Source organism: Leptothoe sp. LEGE 181152, assembly GCF_032906605.1.
GTDB lineage: Bacteria > Cyanobacteriota > Cyanobacteriia > Phormidesmidales > Phormidesmidaceae > Leptothoe > Leptothoe turfae.
Map to the genome: position 1 here is coordinate 190750 of NZ_JASATU010000067.1, position 19420 is coordinate 210169.

Below are 19420 nucleotides of genomic sequence, written 5' to 3' on the forward strand. Positions count from 1 at the left end.
CGTTGGTTAGGTACGGGTCTCGGCTGTCTGCATGCCACTCAGCCAACCTTGATGACGAATGGCAGTAATTAGCACAAACAGTAAATCTAAACCGACGACTCCAGCAATCATCAGCTCGGAACCGCCGGTACCAAAACCATAGCTGTGTAGCCCAGTCCCCAAAACAAAGTTGACGCCATACCAAGCCATCAGCACGGCATTAAAGGCCACCACGCTGGCCACGCTAATGCCAAAATTGCCAATCCAACCGACTAAACGACCGTGAAGGGGTATCAGGTAGCAAAGCAATGCAATCAGCGCCCAGGTTTCCTTAGGGTCCCAGCCCCAGAAACGCCCCCAGGAGAAGTGGGCCCAAATACCGCCAAGGATAATGCCAGCGGTCAGCAGTAGCACCCCCACTTGCAGCACCCGGTAGTTGAGCTGAGACAGCAATTTAATGCGTGACTTGGCATTGGGGGTAAACAGATAGCTGCCCAGGGCTACGTGCCCTAACCCTAAGGCCAGGGCAAAGCTGGCATAGCTGAGGGCGATAGTGGGCACATGAATACTCAGCCAGAAGTTATCCCGCAGTACCGGTACCAATGGTGAAATGCTGGGGTCCAGCACAGCGGGTAGGCTATCGGCCAAAATTAAACACACCACAGACAGGGGAGCGGCAGCCAGCAAATAGTATTTAGAGCGATGCAAAAGCTCGAACATGAGAGCGATGGCTGCAATCCCAAAGCCCACCCATACCACTGATTCATACATATTGGTCACAGGAGGACGACCGGCAATTTGCATCCGAAGCCAAAAGCCGAAGTTTTGCACAGCGACACCGGCCACAAAGGTGCCAATGGCCGTCCAGTACAGATTAAAAGGCTGTACCCACAGAGCCACAAGCATTAAGACAAAAGCGATGCCGTAGAGCTGCCAGGCCTTGGCAAAAGGATGGAAGTGGTTGAAAAATACCTCCCGTCGCATCACACCATCTGGGGGATAAACGTCAGGGCTAAGGGCGGCCAGTCCAGCTTTGAGAGACTGGGCCATGGGAGCAAGCATGGGCAGATGATCGGTGCCCGACAAAATTGTCTGCTTGATAATGGCGAAGTTGGCTAGCAGCGGAGCCACAGATTCTGCATCGTAAAGGGTTTGAGCCTCGTTGATGCCCACCCATTTGCCTTTGATATCATTAGGGTGAGGAACGATTGCGATCGCATCATCGTTCACCATGCTCAGCATTAGTTGCAACCGGTCCTCGATGGTCAGGGCTTCCCGTTCGTCGCGAGTCAAATCCTCATCATCAATTTGCTTACGATGGGCCGCTCTAACCACATCTCCCAACGGTTGGTTGCGCATCAGCGTCTCAAAGGAGAAATGCTTCTGCTCCACATCCAGCCCCGCTAGCTCCTTTAGGGGACGATAGCTGACCAACACAAACGGCTCTTCGTTCCAGTTGCGATTGTTAAGCCAAAGAGACATAAAGGTTTCCATGGCACTTTCCTGAACGCCATCGTGTTTATAGGTCGTTGCCCCATGAATCTTGGCAACAGTCTCCTGCGCAACGGTATCCAGTGGCTTTTTGCGTCCACCCTGCTGCACAGTCATGGTTTGTAGGCTATCCAGGGCGGACGGCTGAAACTGACTGATGGGCAGAACAATCAGCAATAGCCCAAGGCATAAACCAATCGCAAATTTAAGAAGTTTCATGGGATGTGACTTATGAATGCGGATACTCGAATCACAGGGACTTAAGTCCCTATTTTGATACAGATAGGATGATGCAGATAACTATTTCCTCTATGTAGCGGTTTTGCCTGCACCATTAGAGAAAACGTTAAAAATGGGAATCTGTTTGGTACCAACATCTTGGTTATCTTCAGCAGCCCCTAAGATGTCACCCACAAATTTCAGCTTTTTAGCCACAGCTCGACCGTAGAACATGATGGCTACGCCCAGGGTCACCATGAGTGAACCCAGCCAAGTCAGGCCTGTCACCCACCAGGGTTCACGCTTAACCTGCAACGTAGACTGGGCTAAATCACCCGGATTCCACGATGCCTGAGCAACTTTCCACCCCTTAAACCACGTAGGATGATTCATCCACACTCGACGTTCTGTCAATTCACCGGTTTGTGGCTCCATCAGTGTAACCAGACTTGTCCACATGGCCACAGACTCGCTCCCCTCATTGCGCTCCACGATAAAGTCATTGAGTTTAAGGGCAAAGGGTAGCTGCATCAGCTTGGGGCTGAAGGCTACGTACAAGTCGCCTGCCTGGGTTGTAATCGTGGTTGGCTCACCCCATGGCACCCAAGCTGTCTGGCCATTTGCAGTTGCAACCTGCAAAGCGGGTTCCCCACCTTCGGAACCTTCTGGTAAAGGCACAATATCTCGCTCAATTCGTGCCTGTGGCACATAATCTTCAAGGGTGATTTCAAAATCTGCCCAGCCGGGTGTCACTGCTTCGCCTAAACCAAGAGGACCAGATTTAAAGCCTTTAGATGACTTGGCCGCATAATGCAGTTCACCTTTTTTATCTACAACGACTTTAAAGAAGGCATCCGGTTGCGCATTAGCTGAAATTTCGTAGTTGATATCCACAGCCAAAGGGGTGTCTCCGGACAACTGTGCACGAATGGGTTCGAACGCTGGGTTGCCAAAGATAAACCAACGCTCAGTTGCATCACCCATCGATAGCTCCAATTGCACAGCTGGATTTCGCAGCTGCTGCGTTACAGTTTCTGGCTTGCCATCACCATCAAGGCGAAAATCAGGCCAAAAATCTTTGATGGCGAGTTCAACATCCCTCAGCATGATGGTTTGATTCACACTAGATTTCACATCTACTGTTTGAGTCATGTCTGGGAGATTAAGAGTCAATGTGCCCCAGACAGCATTACTGCCTGGAGAAGGCATGGTTAACGCTTGCTGCAGCTCCTGACCAGAGTGCACCTGGATGATTTGTAATTCAGCAGGCCCGATATCCATGCGATCATAGGACGCCGGAGCAACCGCTAGCCAACGCTCCAGGGTTTGACCCATGCGATCGCTACTGAGAGACAGTCTTACAGCTGGATTGTCAATGGTTGCGCCATCTGTAAAGTGAGCCGTCTTAATGGCGTGATTGGTATAGCCCAGTAGAGATAAATCTCCTAGGTGACTGGGAACAACACTGCCATTGTCCTTAATGAATAAGGATGCCTGCTGTGTCTCTTGACCAAGGGCGGCAACTTCCAACAGGTCACCCTCCACCCGCAAGGTACTAACAGGACCACCGTCTGTACGTGCCAACAGCATGCCTTCAACACTTAAATGAATAACCGCCGCTGACCCAGCGATAATCACCACCAAACCCCAGTGAGCAATGGCAAAGCCAACTTTACGAGCCCCCTTCCAGGGATAACGGAGTAATGTGGAAAGACTTAGATTCATGGCTAGGAGAAATATTAGACCCCCAAACCATGGACTCTTATAAATCTCTTGCTGAACAACAGCTGACCCTACCTCTGACTCATAAAATGTTGCACCGATAAGAACAGAGCCAATAATCACCAACAAGGGAACAGCTAGTCTAATCGAACCTATAAATTGAACCACGGCAGAGGTCATAAGCGAGGAATTACCAGATTACTCACATTGCTGGGTTGTCGATAAAACAACAACATTTGACAATCTTCACCGTGATTTGATGTCTTGTTTGTATACATAGGCACAGAAAATCTCTGTTTCTTATCATCGCGACCGATATTATTCAAAAAACGAATCGATCTATGTCGATAAACGCAAATGAAAACTTATTTTCGTAATTATTTAGAACTCAAAAAACATATGTGAGTGGAGATGAATAGAAGTGTGAAAGCTTCTTAAATAAAGAGTTTTGGCAGTTTTAGTTTAAATGAAAAAATGTTGTCTTCCAAAATTATTTTCCAAAAGCAAGATGGATTCAATTTTTGCAAATATCAGATGCGTTAAAGGGATTTAGCTGTCATTTTGGTATCTGAAGCCACAAAAAAATAGTTGTGATCGCAATACGGTGATAGTCAAATACGCAGATACCGATCCATAGACATAAAGCTTTGTTACTGCCGAAGCTGGTCTCAGGCATTTGGTTTTATGACGCTGTATTTGTCTTTGATTGCCTTGGGTGCTCTGAAAAGGCATCTGTGGAATCGAGCCCCACAATCATCACTTAGCTTGTTTCAGTGCATTTAGTTGATTTGTTGGAATGCTTTGTGCTTTCCGAGCATCTGTGCATGGCATTTTTTGGTTCCTTGAAACAATGCTTGTGACGAAAACTTGTTGAAGTGAGACTAACAGGAATGTCCTTAAACGTTGAGTTGTTAGAGCAGAGTTTCGAACTTGTGAAGCCCAAAGCCGATGAGTTTGTAGGTAGCTTCTATAACAACCTTTTTACAGACTATCCAGCAGCTCAGCCATTGTTTGAGCATTCAGATATGGCTAAGCAGCAACAGATGCTTAAAGGTGCTCTGGTGATGGTTATTGAAAATCTCAGGAAGCCGGAGGTTCTGAGTAATGCGCTTAAGGGCTTGGGTGCTCGTCATGTCAAGTATGGTGCTTTGCCAGAGCACTATCCGCTGGTGGGCAACAGTTTGTTGAAAACCCTTGAACAATATGCCGGTGACGCGTGGACATCGGATCTCAAAGAAGCTTGGGCCGGTGCGTATGGAGCGATTACTGAGCTAATGCTTGAAGGAGCTGATTATACACAGGAAGAAGTGGCATTAGAAAGTGCGCCTGCCGAAGAGGGTGGTCTCAATGTAGAGCTGCTCGAACAAAGCTTTGCGTTGGTTGCTCCTAAGGCCGATGACTTAGTATCGACATTTTACGAGCATCTGTTTACCGATTATCCAGATGCTCGCCCCTTATTTGAGCACACGGATATGGCCAAGCAGAAGCAAATGCTTAAGGGTGGTCTGGTGATGGTGGTTGAAAACCTACGTAAGCCAGATGTTTTGAGCAAAGCCTTAAAGGGCTTAGGGGCACGTCATGTTAAGTATGGTGCTCTGCCTGCTCACTATCCTTTGGTGGGGAATAGTTTGCTGAAGACTCTGGAGCAATATGCAGGTGATGCCTGGACATCTGATGTCAAGGATGCTTGGGTTGGTGCATACGGTGCCATCACTGAGCTGATGCTTGAAGGAGCTGACTACGATCAGCAGGATATTCAGTTGGAATCTGTAGCAGCTGTGCCAACTGAGGTGCCAGAAGGTATTGGTGCGGGAACAACGGCGGGCATTATCGGCGGCGGTGCGGCGGCCCTCGTCATTCTACTGATGGTGTTGCTTTAATGGTGGTTGCTTAGGGATTTGATGGCACGCTCTTTTAAGCAAAGACTAGGTAACGTATTCTCCCTCAAGACAGGCATCATTCTGGCTTTGGTTATTTTGCTTGTGTGGGTTTCAGCAGCGTTTGCTCTAGATAAGAAAGAGGTTTTTCTACCTGGTGAAACCTCTGAAGGGCATCATGTCTTTGAGGCGTCCTGTGCTTCTTGTCATGAAGGGTTTAAACCCGTTAGTAATGAGACCTGCACCCGTTGTCATGGGGCCGAGCTAGCTGATGATTTGCATGGGGTGAAAAAATTTCGAGACCCCCGCTGGGCAGAGTATCGAGAGAGAGTTGACGTACTGACCTGTACGGCTTGCCACAATGAGCATGTGCACATGTTTGGTCGGGGAGTGAATCTGCAACCTGATTTGTGTATGGCTTGCCATGAGGAGCTGACCCTGACACAGCTCAAGAGTCATGAAGGATTTGCTCCGGACGGTTGCTGGACTGCAGGTTGTCACAACTATCATGATCACAGCACGGTATCAACGGGTTTTTTGCGACAGAACATGGGAGCGCCAGAGATGTTGCCTGTTCAGGAGGTCCCTGATCGGGTGGTGACTACATCCCTAGAAGCAGCCCCTGAGCCTAACCTCAGCAAAGAGTTTTTGGGAGGTGGCTCATGATGTGTCAGATATCTAGGCTGCTGCGTTCTCTCGTGCTTTTTGGATTGATACTGCTAGTGAGTTTTGCTCCTAGTCAGATAGCTGGAGCGACGACAGAGCAGGAGCTAAGTGATATTAATAGTCTGTGGCAAAGCAGCGCCCATGCTCTTAACGATGTGAATTGCGCCAGCTGTCATCAGCATAGTGAGACTAAAGAGTTTCTGGCAGCTCCTAATCACGAGACCTGTCAATCTTGCCACGAGCAAGCGGTGGATACATTCTTACTAAGTAAGCATGGTGTCCGTCTGCTAGAAGGTGATTCGCCTTTAACCCCGGCGATGGCCAGACTACCTATGAAGCATGATGCAATGGACAAGCAGATGACCTGTAATGCTTGTCATGATGTGCATTCTGCTAACACGGTGGAAGCGTCAGTGGATGCATGCTTAACCTGTCATAACGACAACCATTCCCTGAATTATCAAAATTCCAGGCATGCTGAGTTGTTTTCAGCGAGTCAGCAGCTTCCTCGCCCTGGACCTGGTGCTGTGAGTTGTTCTACTTGTCATTTACCCCGTGTGCCCCATGGCCAAGATGATAGTACTACTGTCAAGGTCAATCACAACAATACATACAATCTCAAACCACAGGATCGCATGGTGGGGGATGTGTGCATGAATTGTCACGGCCTTGAGTATAGCTATAACAGTATTTTCGACCCTGAGCTGGTCGAAGCCAATTTTGACCGACCTCCAACCCTTGAAATGGAGACCTTTGACATGATGAAGGCTGCTGAGGCAAGGAGATCGGGCAATGCCTCTGAATAGCGCATGGTTGTTGTTCAGAATCCTCTGTCGTGAACAAGATTGAAATATCCGGATGTACCAGGAGATGACTAATATGTTGATAAATTGGTTTCAGAGCATTCGCGCTAGGACAATTGGGTTACTGGGCTTAGCCGCTGCAGTTTGCTTTACTGCTGTTGCTTGTAGTGGTGGTGCTTCTTCCACCGTAGCAACTGCGACAGGTCCTAGTATTGCCCCTGATCTTGTTGCTGATTACATTCACACTGTGCTAGCAGCGGATCGTACTGCTTACACCAAGCACGTAGTAAACCGTGTAAAAACCCTTGAGGGTAAGTCTAAGGACAAGGGTGTACTTGACGTTGAATCTACTGAAGGCTGGCAGCAAACTGATGGTATCCCTCTGCCTGCACAGATGTTCCGCCTGGGTTCTGAGATTGCCAATGAATCTGGTTACTTTACCTATAACTTGATTTCTACTTGGTATATCAACGACAATCATGGACCTAAGAGTGACTTTGAAAAAATTGCTCTAGAGGAAATGGAAGCCAGTGGTGAGGCCTATAAAGATTATCAAGAAGTGGGTGGTCAAGCATATTTCTCGGCAATGTACCCCGATAAAGCCGTTGCTGAAGCTTGTGTGACTTGCCACAACACCCACCCCATTCACCTTGAACGCTATCCCGACAAGCAGTTTGAGATGGGTGAAGTGATGGGTGGTGTTGTTATTAACATTCCTGTTGAAAGCATGCCTGCTTCTTAGTTTGCCCTTTGGCATAACGGTTGTTTGACACAGCTTTAGCGGGCGTCTTTAAGAGGCTCTTCTAACATTAGGGGTAGTTGTGTTGGTTGCACGAATAGTTCTATCCCTAATGTTGTTTATTTACTGTTGCTGTTTGTTGCCTTGGGGTAATGAAGCCTAAATTTTCCACGCTAATTTTATTGACACTGGCGAGTGCTTTGTTATTGTTGCCCTTTGCGATCAGTCCGATTTATTTGGATGCGCTACGGGATCGTTCGGTGGAGCTTCATCAGTTTATCCGTGGAGAAATCTACAAGCAGGTGACAGGCTATGTTGCTCTAGCATTTGTTGTCTTTGAAATGTTGCTATCGCTACGTAAGCGAGGTCGGAGCTGGCTCGGTAAGATTAAACTGCCTGGTTCTGTGATGTTGTGGCGGAGTGTGCACATTTTCCTGGGCGTGGGTCTATTAGCGATTGTAGTTGTCCATACCATCGGGGCTACTGGCCTTAATTTCAATTATTTATTTTTGTGGGTGTTTTTTGCAGTTACCCTCTCTGCTCTTGTAGGAGTAGTGGCAGAAACAGGAATACTTGAGTCACCACGTAAATTCTTTGGTGTACCAGGGAATAAAGATTTAGTGATGACGAAGGGGCCATTGATCCGCAATATGCGGGCTGTTTGGCTGCCTACCCATATTTTTCTAGTCAGTGTTTTTATATTGATGCTGGGGGTGCATGTGTTCCTGGCTTACTACTATCGCTAAGGGGACAGTGAGTTGATGGTTTTTACGACGAAGGACGGTGCAACTGGCTCGTCAATCAAATTAGTGGGTGCCATGATTGCGATTTTGGTAGCGATTTTGGTGACCCTATTGATTACGCGTCCGGCGGCAACGACGACCAGTTTTACGCCCCTTTCAGGATTGATGACCTTAAAAACGATGGCAGCTGAGGCGACGCCCTATGAAGTTGCGATCGCATCTCCAAACCCTACATTCATCGAGTTTTACGCTAACTGGTGCACGACCTGTCAGGGCATGTCCCCTGCGATTGCTGATCTACATCAGCAGTATGGCGATACCATTAGCTTTGTTATGCTAGACATTGATGATCCTCAATGGGCGAATCAAGTTTCAGACTATGGTGCATCTGGTGTCCCTCAGTTCACGCTGCTCAATGCCCAACATGATGAGGTCAAAACATGGGTTGGCAAAGTGCCAAAACCCATCCTCGCGAATGTTTTTGACCAGTTGCTTGGATAGGGAATGATATAGCTATGACATTATTAGATCGATTTCTCAAACTATTAGAATTTCTAGAAGCAGCCCAAGAGGTATTCGAATTTTTGACTACCCCCACTGGCCTGTCGGGCGTTCTGGCCATTTGCCTTTACTTTCCAATGCAGGCGCTAGGGTGTGACGCATCGGCAGCAGCTACCCTCGCTTGTACAGCTGCTCTAACCTTTTTCTGCCTTATTGAAAAGCCCGATTTTTGAAGAGTTGGGCACTATGGCAACGCGCATCAGGTGGCCATTCTGTAGGAACTTTACTATGACTGGTAATTCCTATGGCATCGGTCTGTAGGATGTTGGTCAAGTTTGCACCTTTGAGATTGGCTCCAGTTAAATCAGCTCCTGATAAATTGGCGTTTGTTAAGTCAGCTCCCCGTAAATCAGCATGCTGTAGGTTGGCCCGTTGTAGACAGATTCCCTGGCAATTAGTAGCTGTTAAGTCAGCTTTTCTAAAGCATGCCCCTGTGAAATCTGCGTCACTTAAATCGCTACCTTCTAGGTTTGCAGATGTCAGATTGGCCTCTGTGGCCAAAACTTGTGAAAGATTGCTCCAGCTAAGGTCGGCTGTCACCAATTGGGTCCCCATCAGTCGAGCTGTTGCCCAATTGGTTTGATGTAAACAAGCGCCACTAAAATCAGCTTTTGTGGCCAAAGTTCCCCAGAGCTGAGCGTTTGAAAAGTTAGAATCTTGAGCAGATACCTCACACAAGGTTGCACCAGTCAGCTTAGCTAGGACAAAATCCACCCGGTCTAGCTTTGCTGCCGTTAGGTTGGCACAGCTCCAATCAGCGTGACAAACATCAGCCTCAGTTAAGTCAGCCCATAATCCCTGTAGCCAGATGCCGACCGTGTTTTGCAAGTTGGTAGCTACCAATATGCCCCCGCTGATATCAGCCCAAATAAAACTAGCTTTAGATAAATCACTGCGGCTAAAATCTAAGCCACTTAGATTAGCCTGATAGAAATTAGCTTGGTACAAACGAATACCAACAAAGCTGCGTTCAGTTTGGTGATATTGCTGCCAGAAAGCGAGGATATCCATAACCTTGAAGAGGTGAAACAACTCAACTCTCCCCACTGCGTAAGCACCTATGTTGTAGCACTCTACATTAGGTGGTGTAGCATTTTTAACCAGGCAAATTTAGTGCCCCGCTCTGCTTGAGCCAGACAATCTGAGCCTCAGTCAATCCCTGTACATCAGTAAAAATAGCGCCTGCGACTTGAGCATCGGTAAAATCAACAGCTGTCAAGTTGGCATTTTCAAGATTTGCTTGCTGCAAGTTCACCCCTGCCAAGTTAGCGCCTGCAAAATTTGCCCCCTCTAGCTGAGCACCCATCATAGAGGCATCAGTCCAGTCAGTTTCAATTAAACTGGCTCCATTCAGTGTTGCCCAGTCAGCTTGGGCTGCCATCAATACAGCACCGTCTAGCTGTGTTTGCTCCAGAATGGCATTGAGCAAGTTCGCTTTAGTTAAATTAGCGCCATTCAAGTTAGCTGCGCGCAACCGAGCGGCCTCCAGGTCAGCTTGTTGAAAATTAGCGCCTCGCACTGTTGCACGATGCCAGTTGCTGCGAGTCAGATTAGCGCCTTCAAAGACCGCTTCGCTAAAGTCAGAATCAATTAGCTGCGCCTTGACTAGATTTGCCCAACTGAAGCGGGTGCGATGACCAATGGCATTGGATAAATCGGCCTGGGTCAACGTGGCAAATGATAGATCAGCTTCAGTGAGATGCGCGCCATGAAACTTGGCTTTAGGTGCCTGTAGTTCACGGAAAATCCCCCGCTCTAAACGAGCACGGGTCAATTCAGCCGCATCCAATCGGGCTTTAGCAAAGCGAGCGTCTGAAAGTACCGCCAGAACTAGGGTGGCTTTTGAAAAGTCAGTACCTTCACAGGACGCACCGGTCAAATTTGCTTGCCGTAGATACGCATGGGCAAAATTCCCTCGGTCCAGTGCGGCTCCTCCCAGATCTATCTTGCTCAGCTCAGCTCGACGTAACGATTGCTGATGGCTAATCTTGGAGAGCACTTCGTTAACGGTAAGCTGAGCCATAATGCCAAAAATCCTTACTGCGGTATCAGAAGCAACAATTTAATCTTGATAACCGTATAATACACAACAGTTTTATCTGATTCCCTGTGAATTAAGAATTGTTAGGCCTAATTTGTCTAGATTTGATGACATTGTCAGGCTATGGCTGTTCTAGCTTCGATTTAATCTCACTAACGTTGTTAAGGTCATGCTCATGGCGTGGCCTCCTCAGAGTGTTCCTTAGCTGTTCTTCATAACTTCTAAAAACCTGGTGACAGCCGGTGAGGGTGGCACGTTAGCCAAGATAGCGACGCCAATCACCCGTTCTAGGGGGACAGGCAGGGGACAACTGTCGACCGTATCAGGAATGGGCATGGCGGCTAAACGCGGTAAGATAGCGGCTCCCAGGCCTTGGGCCACCATACTCACAATGGTGGAATCTTCTTTAACGTTGTAGGCCACTTTCAATGGCTGTTGCCAGCGTGACCAATGTTCTCTGACTGCGGTGGTGCATTCGGCATAGTTAAGCAAAATAAAAGAGCGGGTGGACAGTTCATCCCAAGTAATGGGCTTGGCTGTAGGATGTTGGGCTTTGGGAAGGAGTACTACATACTCATCCCGAGTAATTTCCCAGGTTGTAAAGTCTTCGGAGCGGGGTAAAGGCAGCAACCCCAAGTCTGCGCCGCCAGACCGTAGTGCTTGTTCTACACCGGCTGGGTCAAATTCATCCAGACTCACTTCTACCCGTGGGTAGTGCCGTTGAAACTCGGCAATTTTAGGTGGCAGAATGTGGGTGGAGGCGCTCCGAAAAGAGGCGATACGTAGACGGCTATTGTAGAGAGCCTTTTCGAGATTGACTTCGTATTCGATCGATTCACGCAATTCTAAAATCTGTTTTGCATGGCTGACTACACGTGCGCCAATGGTGGTGAGCTTGGCCCCCATGCGCCCGCGCACAAGCAAGGGGACATTGAGTTCATTTTCGAGGGATGCGATCGCACGACTAACCGCCGACTGAGACATATCCAACTGCATGGCCGCATCCGAAAAACTGCCACATTTGCCAATGGTCACGAGCACTTGAAGTTGGGAAATGTTCATCAATAGAATCTATTCGGTTAGCGCATAGATACTTTCCGCTGGGCGATTTGATCCTTCAAATGGAGGCCGTTAGCTTAAATGCATCATCACGCTTAAGCAGCAAAGTTTAATTTCTATGTTTGAACTATATCCGTTCGAAAAGTTTCGAGATACTCCTAGCGTTCAATTTTTTGACATTACAGTCCCCAAGTCGAATGCCCGTGATTTAGTGTTTCACGATGGCCCTGCCATTAGCCCCCACAGCACTAAAACCGGTGATTGGCAATTTTATTTACACCCGCGCCAAGAAGATAATCTGTTGGCACTGTCTGGGGGACGGACGTTCTATCTGGTTAACTTTAGCTGGGACTATCCGTTCCATCGGGTACGCCTTGAGCAAAATGCCTATATTTTGCGGATTCCACCGGGCACATTCCATCGGTCCGAGTCGGACCCCAAGGGTTCCCTTGTGATTAATCAAGCAGTACGTCAGGCCGCTGCCACTGTGCACAGTGAGTTTCGAGTCTATAACAGTGCTGAAATTCCGAAACTGCGAGCTTTACTTGCCTCTGGGTTGCCGCCCATGGACCATGGGTTTCCCTCAAAGGAAATGGTTGCGCCGCCGTTGGCTGCGTAGCACTCCCATGCAAAATTCAAATTCCTACAGCGTCTATCGACCATCGGTAGACGCTTTTATGATAGACATTCAGGCAATTTCCACTTAGGAAAGTGTGCCAGTGATAGGGGAATGCGATCGCACATCCTCTAATTTAAGAGGCATAACCTACTTGCGTGGGGAGCATCTATGGCTGAAACCAATTTCACACAGTTAACCCAGTTGCCCTGGCCAGCATTCATCAGTGCATCGTTGATATTACATGTTGGCGCTTTAGTCGCGAGCCTACCGGTCATTTTACAGGTGGATGCGCCCCCTGATAATTCTGTAACCATTCCGGTGACCCTGGTGGGTGAAGGGGATATGCCAGTTGCTGCCGTTGACAGTCCACCACCAGACATTCCTCCAGCTGAAGCCCCCTTACAACAGCCCAATGCCCTTGGTGGCCAAGACCCAGCGGTTGAGCCGACTAACCAGAATCAGGGATTAGCACAGCAGGCTCCGCCACAAAACGGTCTAGCTCAAAAGCCTGAACCAGAGGCTGTAAATACCGATCCTTCTGAGAACCCCACCACCAAGCCAAACAACGGCACTGAAAGCTCTGACGGAACTACTACAGAGAATCCACCAGCTTCAGATCACCAGACCCACGACACCGAAAAGCCCCAAAACCCTGAGTCCGCAATAGGTGATGGCGCAATTGCCATCAGCATTGTCGGCACCTCGACTGTGCCGCCTGGCACCCCAGGTGATTGGCCAGATGTTTTGCCTACGTTGCAGAGTGCCTCTGCATTGAGCGTGACTGATCACACGTGTAATAATGCCTTACCGGCTGGCGAGGTCACGTTGGGATTGGTGATCGCAGCCGATGGCTCTGTTATCCAGGTTTTTGCCCCGCCTGATGAGGACACGATGTCAGCACAAATTGCCAGCTGCTTACTCACCCATGCCCTCAGCGTGAATCCTGCTGCGATCCGATTTGCGCCTGCATACACTGGCCAGCAAGCCATCATTACCGATCGAATGCAGCTCACATTACGATTCTCCCCAGGATAAAAACCTTGATTTTCAACCAGCTTTCTTATGGCAAACTGTGTTAACCTAGCAAAGCTGGTTGAGCGAATGCTCAAAGTAAAGCCGGTCAAGCACATGCTTGCTGTCACGCTGGTCAAGCACATGCTTGAACTTGCGGGTGTAGTTTAGTGGTAAAACCTTAGCCTTCCAAGCTAATGATGGGGGTTCGATTCCCCCCACCCGCTTTGAAAATCTAAATATTCAGTTATCAGGTGTCTGTTAGTTTCGAGCTAACGCTATCTAAGAGATGAATGTTAAACACTGAATCAGTACAGCGTTGATATTCCATAACACTTCAAGCAACTCTCCAGAAAAATTGTTGTTTGGATGCATGTTGTTGACACAGCGTTGAAAATTAAAAGTAAACAACAGGTTTCTGATCGTAGCTGGAACTGGTGGTGTGCCCACAAAAATAATTGACGAACTCTACAATGCAGGCGACTCGATTGAAGACATTGCCCACGAATATAGCTGCACTACAGTCCAAATTTATACGGCTATTTGGTTTGAGTCTCAATCACAGGTTGCATGAGTAAGTCATGGGCCATCTTCTTCACCGACCGTGCATGAAGCTATTGAAACTTTGGGATGATGTGTAGTGTAAATAATCTAACCCATGTTCATTGACCTGCTTATGTTAGAACGGTAGGACGACCATAATTACCAGGACTCTACTAAAGATCAATGAAAGTCAAAGCGTTTCTAGGAATAGTAGGGTTAGGCGCATTGGCAGCCGTGCTGATCGCGACTAACCCAGGTCAAGAGCAGTACAATACATTTGCAGCGGAAACCCTACAAACTGAAGCCCGCGCGGCATTTTGCCAGGCAGACGAACTTGATGACTGGTTAGGGGATTTGGGTAAAGCCCTTGGTAATATTTGTGAGACGGCCATTGAAAATGGAACCCTCATCGGAGAAGAGGATCTTACGGAATTTATAGAAGACAACACTCAGCGCCAAAACTTTTGGGTCTTTAGCCTATACACGACAGAAATTCCAGCGGTGCGGGTGAGAATACTAGGAATTTTCAACCGATTTATTCCTATTCAACAAACCGTGGGATAATCCTATGCCAGGCTCTCCGATTTATCTTGATTGCCATGCTACAACACCCGCTGATCAACGGGTTGTTGAGGTAATGCTGCCATTTTTTACAGAATATTTTGGTAATCCTAGCAGCATCCATCACTATGGTTGGCCGGTTGAAGCTGCTATTAAAAAAAGTCGTGAAACTATCTCACATAGCATCAATGCACAACCAGAAGAGATTGTTTTCACCAGTGGTGCTACTGAGGCTAACAACTTAGCCATCAAAGGTGTTGCGGAAGCTTATTTTAGCCATGGCAAACATATCATCACGGTGCAAACAGAACATAGCGCAGTCTTAGACCCTTGCCGCTATTTAGAATCCCTGGGTTTTGAAGTGACCTATTTGCCCGTAGAGCCTGATGGTTTATTGTCTCTACCCTTATTAGAAAAGGCAATTCGTCCAGAGACTATTTTGGTCTCGGTCATGGCGGCTAATAATGAAATTGGAGTGCTGCAACCGCTGAAAGAGATTGGGGCTCTATGCCAAGAGCGAGAGATTTTGTTCCATACAGATGCGGCCCAGGCGATTGGTAAAGTACCTTTGGATGTTCAGGCGATGAATATCCATCTGATGTCGATGACGGCCCATAAAGTCTATGGGCCAAAAGGGATTGGGGCTCTCTATGTGCGACGACGTCATCCTCGGGTAAATCTGGCGGCTCAACTCCACGGCGGTGGTCATGAGCGTGGAATGCGTTCGGGTACACTCTATCCACCACAGATTGTGGGGTTTGCCAAAGCGCTTGAGCTGGCTACGGCAGAGATGGCTGTAGAACGTGAGCGGTTAAGGGGGTTGCGATCGCAACTCCTAACCCACCTCAACCCATTGCCAGACAGTTATCTCAACGGCCATCCCACCCAGCGACTCCCAGGCAATCTCAACATGAGCTTTGGCGGTGTAGACGGCCAAAGCCTATTGCTGGGGCTCCAGTCAGTTGTCGCCCTTTCCTCAGGTTCGGCCTGTAGCTCAGCGAGCACGGCCCCATCCCATGTGCTTAAGGCTCTGGGGCGCAGCGATCCGCTAGCCTACGCATCCCTACGTTTTGGCTTAGGCCGCTTTACCACTGAACAAGAGATTCAGCAGGTGGGTCAAGCGGTTGTCGAAACGGTGCAGGCACTACGATCTCTGTAGAAAGCTTAATCCCTGCCTACTTACCCATTTGGCGTTTTAATTCTTCCAGTTCCGCCTCAGTTTCCCAACGCTGAAAGCTCTCTTCTAACGGATCCAGCGGCTTGGATTGGAATGGACTGCGATGCCAACCGGTAGTACTAGAATCCCTGGGAGGTGTCTGAGCAGCAGCTTGGGCCGTGGCAATTTTGGCTTTCAATTCCTGGCGCTTAGCATGGATTTGCTGTTGCAGGGTTTGAGTTTCTGCCAGCCGTGACTTGATGCTCTTCATCTGGCCCCACAAATGATTCCCCTGGCGCAGCAAGGTTGCCTCCCGTTCTTTGGCAGGCTTTACCAAATCAAGGCGCTGGGCAGACTCTGCCTTAGCAATACGTTCATGCCAACGCTTAATATCCTTAGCGGTATCTAGAACAGCTGTTTCCAGCTCGGCTTCACGACGTTTGAGGGTGGCTAATGTAGCGATCGCATCTTCTTCTTGACCCCGTAGTTGTTCCTCAAGAGCCATCATCTCTAAATGAGGGTGGGCTTTGAGGAACTCATCTAAACGGGTCTCCAAAAAGCGGCTGAAATCATCAAATATGCTCATATATTTGCTATGCCGACACCATGCAATCAACCATCAAGCCCAGTGTACTTAAAATTGTTGACCAATGTAGATGGAGCGCACCTCACCATTACGTCTAACAACGACCTCTTCATTACTAATTGATACAATGCTCCAACCACTGCTGCCAATGGTTTCACCAATATAGACTCGCTGTGATGTGCCATTGACTTCAAACAAAGCTGCCGAGCGCTCTCCCAATTCCAGCACACCGACGAGCTCGTAAGTATTGGCAGTAGAAATGTTCGGAATAGTCGCTGTTGTGTTGGGCGACTCAGTGCTTGCACCGTTGGGAGCAGGTAAAGACGGTGATGTCACAACATTGGAAGGTGAACCTTGATTGTTCCCTGAACCAGGCTGTAACAGGGGAACAAAGACACGTTCAATCACATTGTTGGAAGGTTTTCCTGCTGCCGCCTGATTGCCAGATAGGTTGCCAGGTACTGTAGCAATGGCACCAGGGGACTGGGTTTCAGTTTGAGCACTGCGCTCACCCCGGATCACCCCTAGCGACCGCTTGAGGTATTCACCAAAAGCAGTTTCCTGGGATATGGCAGGTAAGACAGCCTCTTCTGATGCCGTTGGGAGGGCAGCTGGGGCAGTTGAGGAATCTGCTGTTTGCACATTAGGTTGCTGTCGCATCCACCAGATACCAGCGGCAGTTAAACCTGATAAACACAATGCACCCAGCATAAAATTGCCCAGGCGTTTCTTGCTGAATCGCTTGCTAGACCATATTTTTGGTTTGTCAGACTTAGCTGAGCTAGTTTTAGTGTCTGTGGTTGTGGCCTTAGCACTCTGCTCTACTGCTTGGGTAGCAGTAATGGGCACAATCATCGCCGGGACTGTAACCGATTGATCGCTCAGCAAAGACTGTGTTCCCTGAGAGGCTTGAATACCAGGATCTGCATAAATAGCGGATTCTTCACCCGCCAAAATGCGGTCGACATCCTCAAAGATTTCATCCATCAAATCTTCAGCATAAGCATCGACCAAAGTGTCAGCTTCTTGGGACGTGCCTGCAGGGGCAGCTGCTGCGGCATTGGACTGTCTAGATTGGCTCATAACTTGACATGTACGATTTGACAGTGGGGGGCTACGGACGGACCAACAGTAGCCGATTGTTCTTAGGCAAGATGCCTAGAAAGTTAGCAGAGTATACAGCAAACTGAAAAGGAAAATTTCGATTTTATAGAAAATATTCTGACGCATTATATAAATAATATGCACAAAACCCTTGCACTGGAAGACTTGCAGCGGCTCTTGGTTGCTTGAGACGAATAATGCACATTAACGTATTCAGCGCCAATTGTTTATATTTGTGCAACAAAATAACTGCATGTACTGCGCATGATACCCAGCGAATGCAGTTATTTTTCAACGTAATACCTACGCAAATGTATGGGATATATCCAGATGGCCAAATGTTAAGCTCAGCGCTAAATTCAAGGTCTCCAGAATTTTCACTAGCCAGCCGACAGAATCCTGCTTGGCTAACTCGTAGTGATTAAACAATGTGGACAACCGACGCTCTAGGTAAGGCTTAACCTTGCGGCACAACAGCAAAATTCTGAGTAATAGGCCTGTTGTCAGGGTTGCACCCAGATTATTGATCAGATCAATGAAAACAAAGTGAGAGTGGGAACCAGCAGGGTCAACGACTAAAAAGTTGAACAAGTTAGAGCATGTCCGCACTAGCAAAAAGTCATTAAGCCGTTGATTATCATTTTCAGGATAGATATCTTTTAGATTCTGGTACAGAGCATTATTGAAGTGCTGACGCCCATAGGCAGGGTCGACACCTGATACCAAATATTCGTAAAAATCATCCTTAAACGACTTGAAGGATGCTGTCTCGCAACATTGGCTACGAAACTTGAGGGCTAAGTCATTATAGGTACGCCCATGGGCATCCCTGCCAGAGAACTGCTGTAGGGAGTCAACCAGCTCGCGATCGCTAAGTAATGTGGGATTATTCGATGGTCGTAACCATTGGCCTTGTTTTTCTAAGAGCCCCTCTCGCTTCAGTCGTGAGCGGCGTACACGGTAGTTTACGTACTGAGACAGATCCAACTCCACTTTCTTTTGAGCCTGGTGCTGCATCCGTCGTACGTGGGTTTGCTGCTCCTTAGGGCTTTCTTCACTTAGCAAACAATGCTCATATAAATATGGGTAGCGACCAATTAGAGTGCCTAGGGGTTGACGAGCGCGCAAGCTAGGGTCACTGTCTCGTTCCATGACCTGGACCAAGCGCTTGAGCATGAGGTATTGCTCAGTTTTTCTAAACTGAGACACAATTTCTCTCAAACGACGCACGGAGCGTGCCCTCGACACCTCACGGACGGCATGGCTGGGAGCATATTCAAAGAGACTGACGAGTTCCGCAATGGCTGGCTGATGATCTCGGTTTTTCTGCCATCGATTGATCAGAATATGACAGCAACGATTCAGAATATGGTGGAAATACATATCCGCATGGGAGTCCAGCAGAATCTTATCGAGACTGGTGACTACCTGGTAATCACCATATCCAGTACCGTCGATAAATAACGTGTTGAAGCGATTAATTAGTACATCAGGTCGCTCGGAATCTACACAGCCAAGCCAATGATCGTAAAGTACCTGTTCCTGTGGACTAACTAATCGCGCACCATAATCAGATTGCGAGTAGCCTGATTGGACATTCACCAGTGAAACCTCAGCAAATACACCTTATGTAAAGACAAACTTCTACAGGGAAAACTTGCGGCGATCGAAACTACAGACAAACTTATTTTTAAGTCTAACTGCTCCTGATGACCTAAGACAGCATAAAAACTTACAAAAGACCTTGAGAGATGCTGAAGAGGGGGCAATCTAGCAGCATAACTAGACTTAAAGCTGAAATGGTCGAAGGTTTAACTTAAATCACAAGCGTTTCAACGGAGGCACATTGGTAGGTTTGATCTACGGGTCTACAGCGGCGCAAACTGAGACTAACATCCCCCTAAGTTTAGATTCGTGTTCTTCCCCACAATAGACTAACG

Annotated in this window: 20 protein-coding genes and 1 tRNA gene; 13 read left to right on the top strand and 8 right to left on the bottom strand. The window is 48.0% G+C overall.

Features of this window, described 5'->3' with window-relative positions; genetic code table 11:
• Positions 1–6 precede the first annotated feature (6 nt).
• Both QGP82_RS33175 and QGP82_RS33180 read right to left on the bottom strand, forming a co-directional pair.
• Entirely contained in the window at positions 7–1689 is a 1683-nt protein-coding gene (locus QGP82_RS33175) for a cytochrome c biogenesis protein (protein ID WP_499062154.1), read from the bottom strand.
• 90 nt (positions 1690–1779) lie between these two features.
• Positions 1780–3591, bottom strand: a complete 1812-nt coding sequence (locus QGP82_RS33180; RefSeq protein ID WP_163698782.1) for a cytochrome c biogenesis ResB family protein — start codon at positions 3589–3591, stop codon at positions 1780–1782.
• Positions 3592–4301: 710 nt separating this feature from the next.
• On the opposite strand from QGP82_RS33180, the gene QGP82_RS33185 reads away from it, so the two are divergent.
• From QGP82_RS33185 to QGP82_RS33215, 7 genes are all read left to right on the top strand, one after another.
• Positions 4302–5291 carry a globin family protein gene (locus QGP82_RS33185; protein WP_163698784.1) on the top strand — a complete coding sequence of 330 codons (990 nt, stop codon included), beginning with the start codon at positions 4302–4304 and terminating at the stop codon, positions 5289–5291.
• A gap of 21 nt (positions 5292–5312) precedes the next feature.
• Positions 5313–5954, top strand: a complete 642-nt coding sequence (locus QGP82_RS33190; RefSeq protein ID WP_163663612.1) for a cytochrome c3 family protein — start codon at positions 5313–5315, stop codon at positions 5952–5954.
• 56 nt (positions 5955–6010) lie between these two features.
• Positions 6011–6760: a cytochrome c3 family protein gene (locus QGP82_RS33195; protein WP_348917924.1), complete on the top strand. Its 750-nt coding sequence runs from the start codon at positions 6011–6013 to the stop codon at positions 6758–6760.
• Positions 6761–6833: 73 nt separating this feature from the next.
• Positions 6834–7499: a Tll0287-like domain-containing protein gene (locus QGP82_RS33200; RefSeq protein WP_163663615.1), complete on the top strand. Its 666-nt coding sequence runs from the start codon at positions 6834–6836 to the stop codon at positions 7497–7499.
• 149 nt (positions 7500–7648) lie between these two features.
• Complete coding sequence (locus QGP82_RS33205; protein WP_163663617.1) at positions 7649–8242, top strand: hypothetical protein; 594 nt, start codon at positions 7649–7651, stop codon at positions 8240–8242.
• A gap of 15 nt (positions 8243–8257) precedes the next feature.
• Positions 8258–8740 (top strand): thioredoxin domain-containing protein, encoded by a 483-nt coding sequence (locus QGP82_RS33210; protein WP_163698785.1) that lies wholly within the window; start codon positions 8258–8260, stop codon positions 8738–8740.
• Positions 8741–8754: 14 nt separating this feature from the next.
• Entirely contained in the window at positions 8755–8973 is a 219-nt protein-coding gene (locus tag QGP82_RS33215) for a hypothetical protein (protein WP_163663621.1), read from the top strand.
• Here QGP82_RS33215 and QGP82_RS33220 read toward each other — a convergent pair.
• The 3 genes from QGP82_RS33220 to QGP82_RS33230 all read right to left on the bottom strand — a co-directional run bounded on the left by QGP82_RS33220 (position 8951) and on the right by QGP82_RS33230 (position 11903).
• Positions 8951–9811, bottom strand: a complete 861-nt coding sequence (locus QGP82_RS33220) for a pentapeptide repeat-containing protein (protein ID WP_499062157.1) — start codon at positions 9809–9811, stop codon at positions 8951–8953. The two genes, QGP82_RS33215 and QGP82_RS33220, sit on opposite strands and share 23 nt — an antisense overlap.
• A gap of 85 nt (positions 9812–9896) precedes the next feature.
• On the bottom strand, positions 9897–10823 hold the full coding sequence (locus QGP82_RS33225) for a pentapeptide repeat-containing protein (protein WP_499062158.1): 927 nt from the start codon (positions 10821–10823) through the stop codon (positions 9897–9899).
• 219 nt (positions 10824–11042) lie between these two features.
• Entirely contained in the window at positions 11043–11903 is an 861-nt protein-coding gene (locus QGP82_RS33230; protein ID WP_006517655.1) for a LysR family transcriptional regulator, read from the bottom strand.
• A 115-nt stretch (positions 11904–12018) separates the two neighbouring features.
• On the opposite strand from QGP82_RS33230, the gene QGP82_RS33235 reads away from it, so the two are divergent.
• The 6 genes from QGP82_RS33235 (at position 12019) to QGP82_RS33260 (ending at position 15793) form a co-directional block, all read left to right on the top strand.
• Positions 12019–12519 carry a redox protein gene (locus tag QGP82_RS33235; RefSeq protein WP_163698791.1) on the top strand — a complete coding sequence of 167 codons (501 nt, stop codon included), beginning with the start codon at positions 12019–12021 and terminating at the stop codon, positions 12517–12519.
• A gap of 168 nt (positions 12520–12687) precedes the next feature.
• Positions 12688–13554 carry a hypothetical protein gene (locus QGP82_RS33240; protein WP_163698793.1) on the top strand — a complete coding sequence of 289 codons (867 nt, stop codon included), beginning with the start codon at positions 12688–12690 and terminating at the stop codon, positions 13552–13554.
• Positions 13555–13686: 132 nt separating this feature from the next.
• Positions 13687–13757, top strand: a tRNA-Gly gene (locus QGP82_RS33245).
• A 215-nt stretch (positions 13758–13972) separates the two neighbouring features.
• A complete protein-coding gene (locus QGP82_RS33250) occupies positions 13973–14104 on the top strand; it encodes a hypothetical protein (protein ID WP_348917925.1) in 132 nt (43 codons plus the stop codon).
• A gap of 152 nt (positions 14105–14256) precedes the next feature.
• A complete protein-coding gene (locus tag QGP82_RS33255) occupies positions 14257–14637 on the top strand; it encodes a DUF4359 domain-containing protein (protein WP_163663631.1) in 381 nt (126 codons plus the stop codon).
• Between the two features lie 4 nt (positions 14638–14641).
• A complete protein-coding gene (locus tag QGP82_RS33260) occupies positions 14642–15793 on the top strand; it encodes a cysteine desulfurase family protein (protein ID WP_499062161.1) in 1152 nt (383 codons plus the stop codon).
• A gap of 16 nt (positions 15794–15809) precedes the next feature.
• Here QGP82_RS33260 and QGP82_RS33265 read toward each other — a convergent pair whose 3' ends face one another.
• The 3 genes from QGP82_RS33265 to QGP82_RS33275 all read right to left on the bottom strand — a co-directional run bounded on the left by QGP82_RS33265 (position 15810) and on the right by QGP82_RS33275 (position 19082).
• Positions 15810–16376, bottom strand: a complete 567-nt coding sequence (locus QGP82_RS33265) for a TIGR04376 family protein (protein WP_163663635.1) — start codon at positions 16374–16376, stop codon at positions 15810–15812.
• A 48-nt stretch (positions 16377–16424) separates the two neighbouring features.
• Positions 16425–17459 (bottom strand): hypothetical protein, encoded by a 1035-nt coding sequence (locus tag QGP82_RS33270; RefSeq protein ID WP_499062163.1) that lies wholly within the window; start codon positions 17457–17459, stop codon positions 16425–16427.
• Between the two features lie 324 nt (positions 17460–17783).
• Positions 17784–19082 carry a Sll1247 family protein gene (locus QGP82_RS33275; protein WP_163663638.1) on the bottom strand — a complete coding sequence of 433 codons (1299 nt, stop codon included), beginning with the start codon at positions 19080–19082 and terminating at the stop codon, positions 17784–17786.
• Between the last annotated feature and the right edge of the window lie 338 nt (positions 19083–19420).